Source organism: Methylolobus aquaticus (genome assembly GCF_054172105.1).
The window spans coordinates 79,644-94,399 of sequence record NZ_JBSYXP010000010.1 but is presented as its reverse complement, the minus strand read 5'-3'; the positions used below and the strand labels follow the sequence as shown (position 1 = coordinate 94,399).

Here is a 14,756-nt window from a genome sequence, read left to right as displayed (position 1 = left end):
GTTTGCTCGCTGATCGCCGCACACAGAGCGTCGCCATTGCAACGGCCCTGCCGAGGGGCGCGGCTAGTAAAGAGGGCTTTGTCATCCCTGTCAACGTGCGGAGGGACAGCCGAACGGCCTCCGGCCGTGGACGTCGGATCACGACTCGGTGAGTTCCCGCACCAGGGCGGTGAGTTCGGCGAAACCGTCGAGCACCCAGTCGGGGCGAAAGGGCCCGGAATCCGCCTCGTGCCGCTGGCTGACGCCGGTCAGCAGCAAAACCGTGCGCATGCCCGCCGCAGCGCCCGCCGGGATATCCGTCATGACGTTGTCCCCGACCGCCAACACGTCTTCCGCCGCGAGCCCCATGCGCGCCAACGCCATTTCCATGATCAGCTTCTCGGGCTTTCCGATCACCAACGGCTTGACCCCCGAGGCGGCTTCGACAGCCGCGACAATCGAACCGGTACCCGGATTGAGACCCGTCGCTACCTTGAGCACCTTGTCCGGGTTGGTCGCGATGAAGGTCGCCCCGCCGGCGATCAGGTTGCAGGCCGTCGTCAGCTTCTCGTAACTGAACTGCCGGTCCAGGCTGACGATCACGTAGTCCGGGTCGCGGTCGGTGATGTCGATTCCCGCCTTGGACAATTCCGAGGTCAGCCCTTCCTCTCCGATCACATACGCGCTACCGCTTTTGAGGTACTGCACTGCAGCCTGAGACGAGGTCAGCACATGCTCGACCTCACAAGGGATCCCGTATTCCTGCAGATGCCCGGCCACGTCCTCGGGCTTCCGGTTCGACCGATTGGTGACGAACAGGCACTGAATGCCTTTGTCGGCAAGAAATGCCACGAAGTCTGACGCACCGGGGACTTGTTGCGAACCGAGGTATACGGTTCCATCGAGATCGAGAATGACGCCGGTCAACACGCTGGTTTTCCCCTTTTTTAAATGAAATTGCAGGTATGTCCGAGTGTATCTTCCCCAACTTCGAGCCGGCGTCAACCGGAAGCGTCCGGCAACCCTGTCCCCCTCGTCACTTTGGGAGATTACTCTGCTAGGATATGGCCCGGCGTCGACCGGCCCCCGGTTGCTCTGCGCATATCCAGACCGTCGCCCGCCCCAGTGACCTCAGCGGGTCGTACTTCACGAGACCGTCGGGAACGAACATGAATCCATTGGAGCACCATCATGGCTAGACCTCTAATTCAGTTGGCATTGGACACGCTCGACATCGCTCAGACGATGAAGCTGGCGGCCTTGACGGCCCCCTATGTCGACATTTTTGAAATCGGCACCCCCAGCATCAAGCACAACGGCATCGCCATCGTCGCCGAGATGAAGAAGCGCTTCCCCGACAAACTGGTCCTGGTCGATCTGAAGACCATGGATGCGGGTGAATACGAAGCGGCCCCGTTTTACGCCGCCGGCGCCGACATTTGCACCGTGCTGGGCGTTTCGGGTTCCCCAACCATCGCCGGTGTCGTCAAGGCCGCCAACGCTCACAATGCCGAGGTTCAGGTTGACCTCATCAATGTGCCGGACAAACTCGCGTGCGCGCGCGAAGCGGCACGTCTCGGCGCGCAGATCGTCGGCGTCCACACGGGCCTCGACGCTCAGGCAGCCGGTCAGACACCGTTCGCCGATCTGCAGGCGGTCGCCAAGTTGGGTCTCCCGGTGCGCATTTCGGTCGCGGGCGGCATCAACCAGTCCACGGCGACGCGGGTGGCCAAGGCCGGCGCGAATATCGTCGTCGTCGGCGCCGCGATCTACGGAGCGAAGTCACCGGGTGACGCGGCGCGCGAGATCCGCGAACTGCTCGATGCCAACCACCACAAGTTCATCATGGGCAAGATCGGCAGTGTTCTGGCTGCCACGGATCGTACCTACGACGCCAAGTTGACGAACCTGCTGGACCGCAGCAAGCGTATTTTCGTCGCTGGCGCCGGCCGCTCCGGACTGATCGCGAAGTTCTTCGGCATGCGCCTGATGCATGGCGGATACGAATGCTACGTCGTGGGCGAGATCGTCACACCCAGCATTCGCTCGGGGGACTTGCTGATCGTGATTTCGGGGTCGGGCGAGACCGAAACCATGCTGGCCTTCGTCAAGAAGGCAAAGGAACAGGGCGCGACCATCGCCCTGATCAGCACCAAAAAGAGTTCCACCATGGGCGACATGGCCAACGTGGTGTTCCAGATCGGCACTCCGGAGCAATACAGCCGCATCGTCGGCATGCCGATGGGCACGACCTTCGAGCTGTCGACCCTCCTGTTTCTCGAGGCGACGATCTCGCATGTGATCCATGCCAAGAAGATTCCCGAGGAGCAGATGCGCACCCGACACGCCAACCTCGAATAGAATCAAGAACTTCACACTTGCAGTGCTGGCGGACTACCGGGGCATCTCGGGAACCCCGGTGGTCCGCTAAAGGCACAAACAGCGAGGAGTGGCCGACGAAGGCCGCTCCATGGCTGCGGCCGCTCGGCCCTGACATCCCCCGAACGCTCACTGATCGAGACGGATCCGGTAGTCCAGCCAGTTGCCCCAGATCGGCTTGTAATCGCAATCGGTCGGCTTGAAATCCCACGACAGGATCGACCGCGCGCGCCGGAGCCCGCCGTTCATCGGTTGCACCAGACCGAGGTGATCGACAGCATTCGCCACCACGGCAAACTGCCAGGTGGGCCGCAACCGGGAATCGGCCAGGTGGACGCTGTCGTAGCCCACGGGCCGGAGCACCCCCGCATCATCCGCGACACAGTTCAAAACGTATTCCCGGCTACCTGGATTCGGCGCTGGCCCGAAGCCGAAGGTCTGTTTGACCTTGACCGGACACGCAAAAGTGCGCCGCTGGGGATCGTAGCCGCAGCAACTCATCTCCTCGTAGAACAGGCTACCGGTATAACCCACCGCAGCACCGCACATGCGAGCAGCCGTGAGGAAGGCACTCGCCGGCGGCGTATCGTCCTTGGCACAGAACTGATATTGCTCGTACAACTGAGCCTGCAACTTGAGCTGCTCGGCTTCGGGTAAATTCGCGGCACTGTTGAGTTGCTTGGCGATCTCCGCCTTGATTTCGGGACCGCAGGCCGGCGCGGCCGTTACTATCTGCGGAATTCCGACCAGGCCCGCGGCCGCCAACATCAGCCAATGAGCCGCCCGTATCGTTCTGGATTTCTGTATTTGCGCCATGTTCGCTACTCCCGTGACGAAAAAGCTGTCGGTGACCGAGCGAATTGCCCGGTGGAAGAACGATAAGGCGCGAAGACACTACCGCGCGGTCAACTATTCACCGCGCGGACCGTGTACTGACACGATTGACTCGCTGGCGATGCCGCCGGCCGTAGTGTCGAGAAAGCCCGCCAAGACCCCATATCCCGTCCTGACTCGCGAGGTTATTCAGCCGATTCAAAGAAAGTTGTCGTTCCGGCAGGGATTACCGGAGTCCAGGGCCAAGGGCGGTACCGGGCATGCCATCCCTGGCTGCCGCATACGTGCTTCCCTGCCGGTATGACGTTGTTGCGGGACCCTGCTGCAGATTGTCGCTGTTGGGGTATCCGGTTGGCGCTGGGGTTACCGTCCGCGGCGACTGGGACAGGGCGGCGCGCTGAGGAGACCGGGTCGGAGCGCGGCTGGAAACGAAATGGCGAAGACGATCAACGCGCGCTCAGGCCGATCAGTCGTAGCCGAGACCATGTTCCTTTTCGCCTTCCGGCGTTGGCTCTGGCAACGCCGGTGGCTCGCTGGCGGTCAGACAATGCCGGCTGAGGATGATCGTTGCGAAGCCCATGACCAGAAAGACGATCCAGCCGACCATCATTCGAACCAGTCCCTCGAGCAGTTCCAGGGCGCCGACCGTTTGGCCAAGTGTTTGTTCGAGGATCTCGCCCATGCCCAGCGCAACCCCCTGATACAGGCCAAAATAGGCGGCAGCGCCAAACCCGAGCAGCGCCACGACGCCCGCCTCGGCGCCGCGCGTGTCAAGCCGCAACGCCTCGGCCCAAAGCGGACGTGAGCGCGTGCGTGCGGAATGGGTACGAGAGCCACTGATGCGGTAGCGAATGGGCCGCGGAAAATCATGATCGGCCAGCGTCGAGCGCGGGCCAACGGGGGGATCGAATCCAGTGAGGCACTTCGTAGTCATGGCTGCTGCTCCCGCAACGATCGAGCCGGATGTGACTCGCTGGCCACAAGTCTAGTCCGCGGAATGGCGGCCGGACTGGGCAGCCTCCGTGCGGAGGTCGACCGGGTCCCCCTTACCTGCAATCTGGTGTGCGGGCAAGCCGTCGCCTCATCTCGGAGAACGGCGTTCAGCTGTCGCCGTGCACTCACCATGAGGTCCGCGCTGGCCCGACGTGTCGCTCCGTGGTCTAATGCCGCGATGTCGTTGCCGGTATCCGTCATCCTGCCCACGCTCAATTGCCGCGACGCCCTGGCTCGTCACCTCGATGCGGTCGGCACGTGGCTCCCCGAGGTCGAGAGCGTCATCGCGGTCGACAGCCAGTCCACCGATGGCACGGCCGAACTCCTGCGCGAACGATTGGCACCTTTGAATGCGACGATCCTGTCGAAACCGCCGGGACTTTATCAGTCATGGAATGCGGCCATCGCGCTGGCCGGAGCGCCCTGGACTTATGTGTCGACGATCGGGGATACGATCAGTTGCGAGGGAATTGCGGACCTGCTGACAAGCGCGGAACGACTCAATGCCGACGTGGTCGTTTCTCCCCCGCGGATGGTCCAGGAGGACGGCCGTACGCCCGCCGCCGTGCGCTGGCCCGTCCACGACATTGGCGAGGCCTTTGCCTTCGATGAGGCTCCACGCCTGCTGACACGGCTCGAAACCATCATGGTGCTGTGCAGTTACGTGACGGGTTCCGTGCTTGGCAGCAGTGCTGCCAACGTCTACCGAACCGAGTTCCTGCAGCACCACCCCTTTCCGGTCGAATTCGGACACGCCGGAGACACGGCCTGGGGCCTGCAGAACTGTGCGCGGTTGCGGCTGGCCATCCACCCCAGATGCGTTTCGAATTTTTGTCTGGGGTGGCAATTCAAGGAATCCCATCCGCGAGAACAGCGCGAGCTGTTTCTGCGCTTGAACGACGAAGCAATCGCTGCACTGGCAGCGGCCGCTCCCGAAGACGCTGAAATCCGCCTTGCCCTGGGCTGGCTCAAGGCGCTGGTCGCGAACAAGGCAGTGCTGTGGGACTGGCTGGCCGCACAAGGCGACCTCGTCGAGCAGCACACGCGGCTGCGCGCCTACCTCGACGAGGTCGAGGCCGAGAAAGCCCGTAGCCTCAAGGCCCGCGTCAAAAGGCTGATCGGCCGATAGACAGCCGACCCGCCCGCGGTCGATAGAGAGTTCAGGCTGCCCGCGCGGCCTCGCGGCGCTTGCCGAGTCCGCGGGCCTCGAACGCGACGACGATCAGGAACAGGCCGATCGCGATGGCCCACGCGCCGATGTACCAGATCACGGCCATGGCGCCGGCTCCGGGTCGGGCGAGCATCAGCACGCCAAACAGCAGCGATGCCAGCCCCCCGAGCGCCATCATCCATTCCCCTTCGATCTCCTTGCGCACCTGTATGGCCAGCGCGATGCGCATCACTCCGGACGCGATCGCCCATGCCGCAATGTAGATCAGCAGCACTAGCGTCGTGATGTCCGGGGCCTGGAACGTGATCACACCGAAGGCGATACCAAGCAAACCTTCGAGCAACAGCAGCCACCAATTCTCGCTGTGCGAGCGGATGCGGATCGCATGGTAGACCTCGACCACACCGTCGGCAAACGCGAAAGCGGCGAAAAGCAGCACCAGCGAAGCCAGTGTCAGCCCCGGCACCACGAAGGCGCCCAGCCCGAACAGCAGCGCCAGGATGCCGCGCAGCAGCAGTAACCACCAGTATTGTGTTAGCGATTGTCCGAACATCGATCCCATCCTCCTGTAACTCGACATGTCTGGAGGCCGTGATCTTACACGGGTTGACCCGGCAAGGGTCTATGTCCCGCCGAATTGCGCCGCTGCGCACTCAGGTTTTGCGCTCGAGAAAATCCATATAGCCATAACCTTGCATCGGCAAATGGGCTCGGGAAACCTCCGGCAGCGACAGTGCCAACGCTCGCACCAGGCGCAGGACTCGCTCGTCCCGCAAAGCCGGCGTGTCGCCGTCACGAAGATGGTCCTCCCAATCGATGAACTGGAGCTGCCCTGCGGACTCATAGGAGCCGATCTGTCCGACTGCCTGACTCCGCGCCTTGAGTGCCGCCCAGGCACCCTCGCCGAAACCTTCGTTGCGGGATGATTCGTTGCCCTGCAGCGCCGACCGCACCGCAAACCAGAGAGCCTCGGTCGGCGGAAGGTGAGGAACGAGGTCGTCCTGGAACTCGAAGCGCCAGGCACTTCCCGCCAACACGGCTTCGAAAGCGTTTGCGAAGGTGTGATTTCCAGCCCGCGGCGCGGCGAAGGTATGGACTGCGGCCGGCCTGAGTCCGTGCCCTCCCTCCGCCAACCGCAAGGCGGCCAGCTGCGCCAGCGCGCCGCCCTTGCTGTGACCGGTGAGCAGCAAACGGCGCCCCTGCGCGACGGCGAGCCGGATCCGGGGCAACAGTTCCCCGAGGCCACCGGCTCCCCACCACAATGCATCCAAGGACTGTGCATACCCCTCGTGCACGTAGCCCGGCACGCCAATGCGGTCACCCGCGACCAGGTGCGCTCGCGCATTGTTGAGCCAGTCCGCAAATATCCGGTCGAGCCGATCCCGATCGGCCACGAGCCGCGCCGGCAAGGTACCGCGGAATGCCAGAATGGCGGACTCGTCAGTCTCCCCGTACAGAAACGCATCGATCCCGGCCCGACTGGAAGACTGATAGGCACAAAAGGAGCCCGGTTCGAAGTTCACCGCCGCGGCCAGTCCGGCGATCACCTCGCGGGACGCCAGCACCGGTGGTGTGATTGCCAGATCATCCGGCGAGCGAACGTACGCCGTCACGCCATAGGCCAGATTACAGGCGCATAACAGACGACGCGCGGTGAGCAGGTCCGCTATCGGCACGACCTGACCCGCGCACTGCGCCCCTTCGATACGCTATGATCCAACCGTGATCTCACCCGTTAACCCGGCGTCATTAACCCAGCGGCAGCGCCACAGGCAAAGGAACGGATCGTCATGGAGCCCGCCCAACTGGTCGTCTGGGCAAAATTCATCGGCTGCGTCGTGGCCATTGGCCTGGCCGGCACCCGGCTCTCCCTGTACGGCGACATTATCGCCGAAAAGACCGGCCTCTCCGGGAACTGGATCGGCCTCGTTCTTCTCGCGACCGCGACGTCCCTCCCCGAGCTGATCACCGGCATCAGTTCCGTGACGTTGGCCAACTCTCCGAATATCACGGTTGGCGACGTGCTCGGCAGCTGCGTGTTCAATCTGTCTATCCTCGTGGTCATCGACTTCCTGTCTCGGGAGGAATCAATCTACCGACGCGCCCGTCAAGGGCATGTGTTGTCGGCTGCGTACGGGATCGCCCTGATTTCTTTCGTCGGCGCCAATCTCCTGATCGACGGCAAGATCGTGTTGCCGACACTGGGTCACGTCGGCCTCTACTCTCCCGTCATCGTCCTGCTGTATTTCGCGGCGATGCGTTCCATCTTCCTGTACGAGCGGGAGCAGATGTCGGTCTTCGTCCAAGACGTCACCGAACGCTATCCGGCGGTTACGCTGCGCGCGGCTAGCCTGGGGTATGTCGTTGCCGGAAGTGTCGTCGCGGCCGCCGGAGTCGCCTTGCCTTTTGTCGCCGGGGATATTGCCACCATGATGGGCTGGAGCAATACCTTCGTCGGCACACTCCTGGTCGCCGCAACCACCTCCCTGCCGGAACTTGCCGTGACTGTTAGCGCCCTCAGACTCGGGGCAATCGACATGGCCATCGCCAATCTCCTCGGCAGCAATCTGTTCGACATCGTCATCATAGCGATCGACGACCTGGCATTCCTGCCCGGCCCCATCCTATCCCATGTCTCGCCCATCCACGGCGTCTCGGCGCTGTCGGCCGTGATCATGTCCAGCCTCGCGATCGTCGGGTTGTTCGGCCGTACCGGCAACCGCGTGTTCGGTACCGTCGGCTGGGTCAGCCTGGGGCTCTTCGCCATCTACGTGCTGAATTCCCTCGGGCTTTATCTGCTCAGCGAATGATCGCCCGGATCGGCCCGAGCCCTGGCCGGTCGCTGCGCGTCATCCTATCGCGCGCCCCGCCTCCACGGTGACGTCTGTCGACGTCGGCGGGCATTCGACTCAGTTTGCTGCAATCGCTCCCGCCAGCACTGACGCATAGCGTTCCACCGCCCGCCCCTCACGCAAGAACAGGCGCGGTACGACCAGTTCGCACTCCAGCAACCGCCAGCGCCTCCCCTCGTGAATCGCATCGACCCGGCCGTAGTGCAAATCGCCGAAACGCTGCACGATCGCTGCATGAACCTGCTCGGCCCAGGCGATATCGGCGGCATCGACTTCACAGACGGCATTCCGTCCGCCATAGAACTCGTGTGCCAACCAGCCCCCCTCCGCAACGGTCTTTCGTATGGCATGGCTGAACGCGCCCCCCAGGAAGACGAAAGAGACTTCGCCATGCCGCTGGATCTCGGGCAGAAAACGCTGGACGCATACCGCACGGCCGGCAAGCGCCTGACGCAACGTCTCATTGGCTGCGGCCCGACAGAGCAGCGCCGGCTGCGTGGGCAGCCCGGCCGCGAACAGTTCGATGCCCATCGGAGTTTGTCTGAGACGAAACGTCTGCCAGCTCTTGGAGGAAACACAGGGCTTGACGACCAAATCAAGCCAGCCCGTTTCACGCATGACCGACTCCAGAGTCCAGTCGTCGCCTTCGGAGATCCAATGCGTGGGAACCAGATCGATACCGGCTTCTTCCAGACCCGGCAGGTAAGCGGCTTTGTCCAGCGTGCCCCTGGCCACCGCGAAGGAGTTGATGCAGATGGCGGCTGCCGTACGCCGCGTCATGACCTCGAGTTTGTCCAGGAACCCGCCATCCAGGTGATAGCCGCGGCATTCGCGCACGTTAACCGCCGCGTACTCAATGGGCCCCCGGGTATCGAGACGATCCAGATGGACCAGTTCGCAGGCGATACCCCGTGCCGTCAATGCCGTTCTGACAGCTGGAAACTCGTCGTGTGTCTGCCCCAGGTGGGCAAAGGCGATTCTCGCCGACATAGGTCGGGGTGACTCACTGGTTTAAGGTGGCTGCGACAGATCCGCAGGGGCCGCTCTGGATACAACGATCAACTATCGCATAAATGTCGGTCGACGCATGGATCGTGAGCGCAACACAAAGGCAAGCCAATGTCTCGAGGCCTAGGCAATAGAGCCTATTGACCGCCTTTCCGCACGGGCGCATGGTCGTACATGCGCGCTCGGGAACGCACGGGACGCGGGCCGAAGCGCCGCGGTGCACCCCGTCCGTTGCCATCCGGAAGGGTTGGGCTGATCGCCCGAGACGCCCGCGGGAGACAACAATGAACATCTGCAGAACGCGCCAGAACTGCATTACTGGCATCCTCGTCGCATCAGCCTTGGTCTCCGGATGCGCCACCACAGCGCCTGAAGCCCACTTCACGCATACGCCACCCACGGGCGCGGTAGTCGACAGCAACGACACTGTCACGGTGACGGTGAGCGCCAAACCCGGCATCGCGCTGATCCAACAGGAACGCGACCGGTTGTCTCAGCGTATCGCCGCGCGGATAGACATTCTGAAACAACGGAACGCCGCGGCGGAAGAACCCCAACCCTACCGGATCGAGGTGTTGCTCACTCGCTACGACAAGGGAAACGCCGTTGCCCGACTCATATTGGCGGGGCTGGGCCAGATCCACATCGATGCGGAGGTCACGCTGTTGGCTCTGCCCAATAACTCGCGCCTGGCAGACTTCAAGGTCCAGAAGACATTTGCCTGGGGTGGAATCTATGGAGGCAGCACCACGATCGAAACCGTAGAAGAGGGCTTCGCCGAGGGCATCGCCGCAGCGTTGACGCAGCCGCGGCGGTAAGCACTGAAGGTGCGCGCGGGGTCCTGCCAGCAGTCCCCGGTCGTCAGGATCAGGATCGGGAATGCCATCCCCGATGCGCGCCAGCGGCGGATCACGTCGATCGCGGAAAGCCCGGGAATGCCCAGATCGAGGACCGCGAGGCCGAAAGGAACTGCCTGCCCGAGATAACAGCCGTCCTGACCATCGCGGCCGCAATCGACCGCGTACCCTGCGTCGCGCGAACCGGATCCGATCTGCTGGGCCAATTCGGGATCGTCTTCGATCAGCAGCAAACGCATGGTCGGGGGCTTAACTGCCGGGAAACTAGTACATTTCGTCGGGACGGCTTGGCTGTCCGATTTTGCGGCAGCCCAACCCTCTAACGTCGACCCAATTCATGGCTGATCACCGAACCGCCGATGATTGCGGCCGGATGGCCATAACCCACCTCGTCTCCTACCACTCCACCAAGGATGCCCCCGGCAACCAGCGACAGCGAACTGTGTTCATGGCGGCGCGGCGGGCAGTGTTCCCCGCGCTGAAGACGGTGACCAGAGTGCGTTTCATGGACCGTGCTCCGTTACGAATCCGAGGGCGTTCCGGCCGCCAAGCGGCCGGTACAAAAACAATAGCGGGGGCTCGCTGAACAGAAGCTGAACGACTCCGCCCGTCAGTGACGGAGGCTTTCGTTGACTGGTTGAAACGCACCGACGCGAGCTGGGGTCGAGACCTGGGCGCCGAGGCGCCGATCAGTGCGTCCGCAGGTCGTAGCGCACCCTCAATTCCTTGGCGTAGGCCCACGCGTTGCACCGTCCATAGCCGCCCGCCCGTCGCGCCCGTCCACCGGCGACCACAGTGACGACTGTTTCGTTCGCGACAGTTCGGGCTTTGGCAGAACTCTTGGCGAAGGTTGCCCTGGCCCGTTCCGTAACCGGGCTGACGCTCCATCGAGTATCCATGGGAATACGGAACTTCACGACGAAGTCCGGCACAATCCTGTCAGCCACGGTGCCGTTCTTCACGAAGGCGGCGAATGGCTCGATTTCGCCGTTGGGTACGCCCGACAGGGCGCGCGGAGGGAAGACGATGGCCAGCAAGAGCATCGCCGCTTGGGCGGAAGGAAAGGTCCTGCCCAATAGGAGGCCGGTGGTCTTCACGGAATTTCCGTCGTTCGACTAACGGCCGCCCGGAGCCGCGAAGTACGCGCCGTAGCTCCGGGGCTTTGGCTCAGTCGCGAATTTCGCAGACCCCTGGATGACGCCCGGGCCGGATCCCTGGGGAACCGGCCCGGACACCATGGATTTTTCAAACAAAATCGAACTGGCCGCTGACGACCGTGGCATTCGCCTGAACTACGGCGATCAATGTCAGTTCAGTCGCTGCGATCGGGTTATCGCTGCTGATGCCGGCACCCGACTCGGTGTAGAGCCACAGCGCCGCTTGATTACTTCCGCTGACATTGTCGTTGATCACCAGCAACGTCTGTTCCCCCTGAGTGACCGTCAGATTGAACTCCGCATTGAATTCGGCGGCCACAGCCGCCGCATTGGTCAAATCGATCGTAGCGACACCGTCGTTGGCCGTGCCAGCGAGGTACAAGGCCTCGACGTTCGCCAGATCTACGATCGTGTTACTGTTGTTTGATGTGGCGCTGAGCCCGAAACCGAGTTCTCCGTCCTGATTCGCGTCGAGTAGTGTCCTCAGCACGCCTGTGAAGTCAATGGTATCGCGCTGTTCTGCCGTACCGGTGCTGTCGAAACGCAGGATCGTTTCGCCCAAACCGCCCTCCTGAGCGTCGCCAAATACGATACGGTCCACGAGATTATCGTTCGCGGCACCGGTGTCTATCGTATCAACACCAACGCCCCCCCAAAGGGTATCGCCGCCGGCACCGCCGTTCAGCGAATTAGATGAGTCATTGCCGAACAGGACGTCGGCGCCGGCACCACCGATGAGGTTTTCCACGCCGGAGATCCGATCGAAACCGGTGGCGGCATCGGAACCGAGGTTCACACTGATTCCGGCGCTGCTGCCGGCATAGCTAAGGGTGTCGACGCCGGCCCCCATATCGAGCTCGAGATGTTCGATACCGGTAACCGAGCCTCCCGCCAGGAAATCGACTTGCCCGCCCGTCACCCGCACAACTAGCGTGTCATTGACCGCAGTGCCCTTGGCAATGAGCGTGTCGGTTCCGTCACCACCGGATACCAGATCCGCGCCTTCTCCAACGGTGTAGAGAAAGGTGTCATCGCCCAGACCACCGTAGAGCGAGTCGTTACCGTTGCCCCCGCCCAGAATGTCGTTGCCATCGCCGCCATTGACGATGTCGGCACCTGCGCCCCCAAACAGGCTGTCATCCCCTGCCCCACCATTCAGGGTGTCGTTACCGGCCTGTCCATACATGACATCGTCCCCGCTCGTACCGTGCATTGCGTCGGCAGCCGAGGTTCCGGTACGGATCGTAAACGCTTCGTCATGGAACCGACCCGTCGGATCGGTCGCCCGCAGATTCAGCGTGTAGGTCTGCCCCGCGCCGAATGCCGAGTTGCGCGTGACGACGCCGTTGGTCAGGGAAAAACCGGGACTGCTTCCGGCCAGCAGGGTGTAGTTGAAGTCCGAGGAGTCTTGATCTATTGCCGTGAGCAGCGCAATCGGCTCGCCCGCCGCGGGGATGCTCCGATTGTTCGGGCTCGAGGCTAGCCAGCGAATATCGCTTGGCGCAGACTCCGTGACGTCGGTCTGGCCATGAACGGTGACGGTCACCTGTTGTTCGGTCCCGTCGCCCGTGACTACGGTAAAGGTATCCGTAAGTTCCTGCCCAGCGTCCAGCGCATCGACCGTGGCGTTGTTGTTATCGAGGACGTAGGTCCAGATCCCCTCTGCCGTAATCGTGAAGGAGCCGTAGCCCAGATCGCTCGCGGTCAGCGATGCGACAGCGACGAAGCTCGACGGACCGTCCGGATCCTCCGAGATCAGGGCACCGCTCACCGAGCCCGGAACGCCGTCTTCCAACACGGTGCCGGTGACATCGCCGCTAACCATGGCTGGATCATTGACCGCGGCCACCTCCACGGTGACCAACTCCGGCTCACAGAAGGCGGTCCCATCGGTAGCCGTATAGGTGAAATCGGCAGTACCGTTGAAGTTGGCATTCGGCGTGAAGAGCACGCTCCCATCCGACTGAAGGACAGCCGTCCCCCCGACTCCTGAAGCCACGCTGGCAATTGTGAGCGTATCGCCATCCGGGTCAGTATCGTTGGCGAGCAGTTCCGCCGCGGTAAACACGATCGGTGTATCCTCGACCGCCGCCAACGTGTCCGGATTCGCCGTGGGGGAAGAATTCACGCGCAGCCCCACGTATCCAATTGGGGATGAACCCGCGAGACCGGCGTTGATGTCCTTCAATAGCGTGGTGCCCGCGCTGGTGCCATCCGTGATCCACAACTCCGCACCGCTGCTGCCATTGTTCGCACGGAACAGAGCCGTGCCGTCACCCAGCGCCGTAATGTACTGAGGAGCGGAACTCCCGGCACCGGGATTGATATCCTTCACCATAAGCGTGCCGGCACTGGTGCCATCCGTGATCCAGAGTTCAGCCCCGCTGCTGCCGTTGTTGGCACGGAACACGGCCTTGCCGTCACCTAGCGCCGTGATGTACTGCACGCCCGAACCCGACGCACCCGGCGCAATGTCCCGGAGCAGCATCGTGCCGCCCGCCGTGCCGTCCGTAATCCACAGTTCGGCGCCTCTGACGCCGTCGTCCGCCGTGAACAGCGCCTTGCCATTACCCAGGGAGGTTACATTCAAGGGGAATGAACCTGTGGCCCCTGAACGAATATTGGTAACCAGTTGGGTGCCGGCCGCGCTGCCGTCCGTAATCCACAACTCACTGCCATTGGCATTGTCCTCGGCAACGAACAGCCACTTGCCATCGCCGAGCGCGGTGATGTTCGTCGGATTGGAGCCCTCGGAGCCCGGAAGTATGTCGCTCACGAGCGTCGTGCCGCCCGCGGTTCCATCCGTGATCCACAACTCGCCGCCCGCGGATAAAGAGCTTGCACTGAAGAGCGCTCGCCCCTCTCCGATCGGAACGAAGCTGGTGGGCGCTGATCCGGACGTGCCAGTGAAGATGTCACTGATCAGAACCGTGCCTGCTTCGGTACCATCCGTGACCCACAATTCGCGCCCACTAACGCCGTCCTCCGCAGTGAACAGCACAAGCCCGTTACCGAGCGCGGTAAAGTTCTGCGGTGAAGAACTGCCGGTGCCGTTGAACAGTTCCTTTAGCAGCCTTGTACCCGCCTCGGTCCCGTCGGTGATCCACAACTCGGCACCGGTATCGCCAGTCGAGGCGGTGAAAATCGCATGCCCATTACCTAAATCGGTGAAATTCTGGGGCAACGAGCCACCAGTCCCGGGGTTGATGTTCTTGACCAGCCGCGTTCCCGCCTCGGTCCCGTCCGAAATCCACAGTTCTCGGCCGTTGCTTGCGTCCGTCGCCGAAAAAAGGACCTTGTCCTTCCCGAACGTCGACAGATAAAGCGGCACTGACCCTGAGGAACCCGGGTTGATGTTCTTGAGCAACTGAGTGCCAGACGTCGTGCCGTCGGTGATCCACAACTCGGTACCGTTGGTGGAATCGGATGCCTGGAAGATCCAGCGGTTGGCCTGAACGGACATAGAGACTCTCCGGAAGACTGCGTACTACTTGAGCGTTGAAGTAAAGGATGACCGACGGTTCTG

The 14,756-nt window shown here is 62.5% G+C and carries 13 protein-coding genes; 4 read left to right on the top strand and 9 right to left on the bottom strand.

The window, feature by feature from the left end:
• Window positions 1-138 precede the first annotated feature (138 nt).
• Complete coding sequence (locus ACW73L_RS14450; protein ID WP_498922976.1) at window positions 139-909, bottom strand: HAD-IIA family hydrolase; 771 nt, start codon at window positions 907-909, stop codon at window positions 139-141.
• Window positions 910-1,170: 261 nt separating this feature from the next.
• On the opposite strand from ACW73L_RS14450, the gene hxlAB reads away from it, so the two are divergent.
• On the top strand, window positions 1,171-2,340 hold the full coding sequence (hxlAB, locus tag ACW73L_RS14445) for a bifunctional 3-hexulose-6-phosphate synthase/6-phospho-3-hexuloisomerase (RefSeq protein WP_129884177.1): 1,170 nt from the start codon (window positions 1,171-1,173) through the stop codon (window positions 2,338-2,340).
• Between the two features lie 147 nt (window positions 2,341-2,487).
• Here hxlAB and ACW73L_RS14440 read toward each other — a convergent pair whose 3' ends face one another.
• Together ACW73L_RS14440 and ACW73L_RS14435 are read right to left on the bottom strand one after the other, a co-directional pair.
• Window positions 2,488-3,174 carry a hypothetical protein gene (locus ACW73L_RS14440; protein WP_498922974.1) on the bottom strand — a complete coding sequence of 229 codons (687 nt, stop codon included), beginning with the start codon at window positions 3,172-3,174 and terminating at the stop codon, window positions 2,488-2,490.
• A 484-nt stretch (window positions 3,175-3,658) separates the two neighbouring features.
• Window positions 3,659-4,126, bottom strand: coding sequence for a hypothetical protein (locus tag ACW73L_RS14435; RefSeq protein WP_498922972.1), 468 nt, complete (start codon window positions 4,124-4,126; stop codon window positions 3,659-3,661).
• A 189-nt stretch (window positions 4,127-4,315) separates the two neighbouring features.
• On the opposite strand from ACW73L_RS14435, the gene ACW73L_RS14430 reads away from it, so the two are divergent.
• Complete coding sequence (locus ACW73L_RS14430) at window positions 4,316-5,314, top strand: glycosyltransferase family 2 protein (protein WP_498922971.1); 999 nt, start codon at window positions 4,316-4,318, stop codon at window positions 5,312-5,314.
• Between the two features lie 31 nt (window positions 5,315-5,345).
• Here the strand turns inward: ACW73L_RS14430 and ACW73L_RS14425 are convergent, their stop codons facing one another.
• Entirely contained in the window at window positions 5,346-5,909 is a 564-nt protein-coding gene (locus ACW73L_RS14425; protein ID WP_498922970.1) for an HdeD family acid-resistance protein, read from the bottom strand.
• A 100-nt stretch (window positions 5,910-6,009) separates the two neighbouring features.
• Window positions 6,010-7,032: a lipase family protein gene (locus tag ACW73L_RS14420; RefSeq protein WP_498922969.1), complete on the bottom strand. Its 1,023-nt coding sequence runs from the start codon at window positions 7,030-7,032 to the stop codon at window positions 6,010-6,012.
• 114 nt (window positions 7,033-7,146) lie between these two features.
• On the opposite strand from ACW73L_RS14420, the gene ACW73L_RS14415 reads away from it, so the two are divergent.
• Entirely contained in the window at window positions 7,147-8,166 is a 1,020-nt protein-coding gene (locus ACW73L_RS14415; RefSeq protein ID WP_498922967.1) for a sodium:calcium antiporter, read from the top strand.
• 99 nt (window positions 8,167-8,265) lie between these two features.
• Here the strand turns inward: ACW73L_RS14415 and ACW73L_RS14410 are convergent, their stop codons facing one another.
• Complete coding sequence (locus ACW73L_RS14410) at window positions 8,266-9,198, bottom strand: ATP-grasp domain-containing protein (protein ID WP_498922965.1); 933 nt, start codon at window positions 9,196-9,198, stop codon at window positions 8,266-8,268.
• A gap of 302 nt (window positions 9,199-9,500) precedes the next feature.
• Here ACW73L_RS14410 and ACW73L_RS14405 point away from each other — a divergent pair, with 302 nt between their 5' ends.
• The gene (locus ACW73L_RS14405; RefSeq protein WP_498922963.1) at window positions 9,501-10,034 is read left to right on the top strand and encodes a DUF4410 domain-containing protein; all 534 of its coding nucleotides are present in this window, start codon (window positions 9,501-9,503) and stop codon (window positions 10,032-10,034) included.
• Here ACW73L_RS14405 and ACW73L_RS14400 read toward each other — a convergent pair.
• The 3 genes from ACW73L_RS14400 to ACW73L_RS14390 all read right to left on the bottom strand — a co-directional run bounded on the left by ACW73L_RS14400 (window position 9,950) and on the right by ACW73L_RS14390 (window position 14,693).
• Window positions 9,950-10,306 carry a response regulator gene (locus tag ACW73L_RS14400; protein WP_498922962.1) on the bottom strand — a complete coding sequence of 119 codons (357 nt, stop codon included), beginning with the start codon at window positions 10,304-10,306 and terminating at the stop codon, window positions 9,950-9,952. The two genes, ACW73L_RS14405 and ACW73L_RS14400, sit on opposite strands and share 85 nt — an antisense overlap.
• A 456-nt stretch (window positions 10,307-10,762) precedes the next feature.
• Window positions 10,763-11,170, bottom strand: a complete 408-nt coding sequence (locus tag ACW73L_RS14395; protein ID WP_498922961.1) for a hypothetical protein — start codon at window positions 11,168-11,170, stop codon at window positions 10,763-10,765.
• Window positions 11,171-11,318: 148 nt separating this feature from the next.
• Window positions 11,319-14,693: an ELWxxDGT repeat protein gene (locus tag ACW73L_RS14390; protein ID WP_498922959.1), complete on the bottom strand. Its 3,375-nt coding sequence runs from the start codon at window positions 14,691-14,693 to the stop codon at window positions 11,319-11,321.
• Window positions 14,694-14,756 lie beyond the last annotated feature (63 nt).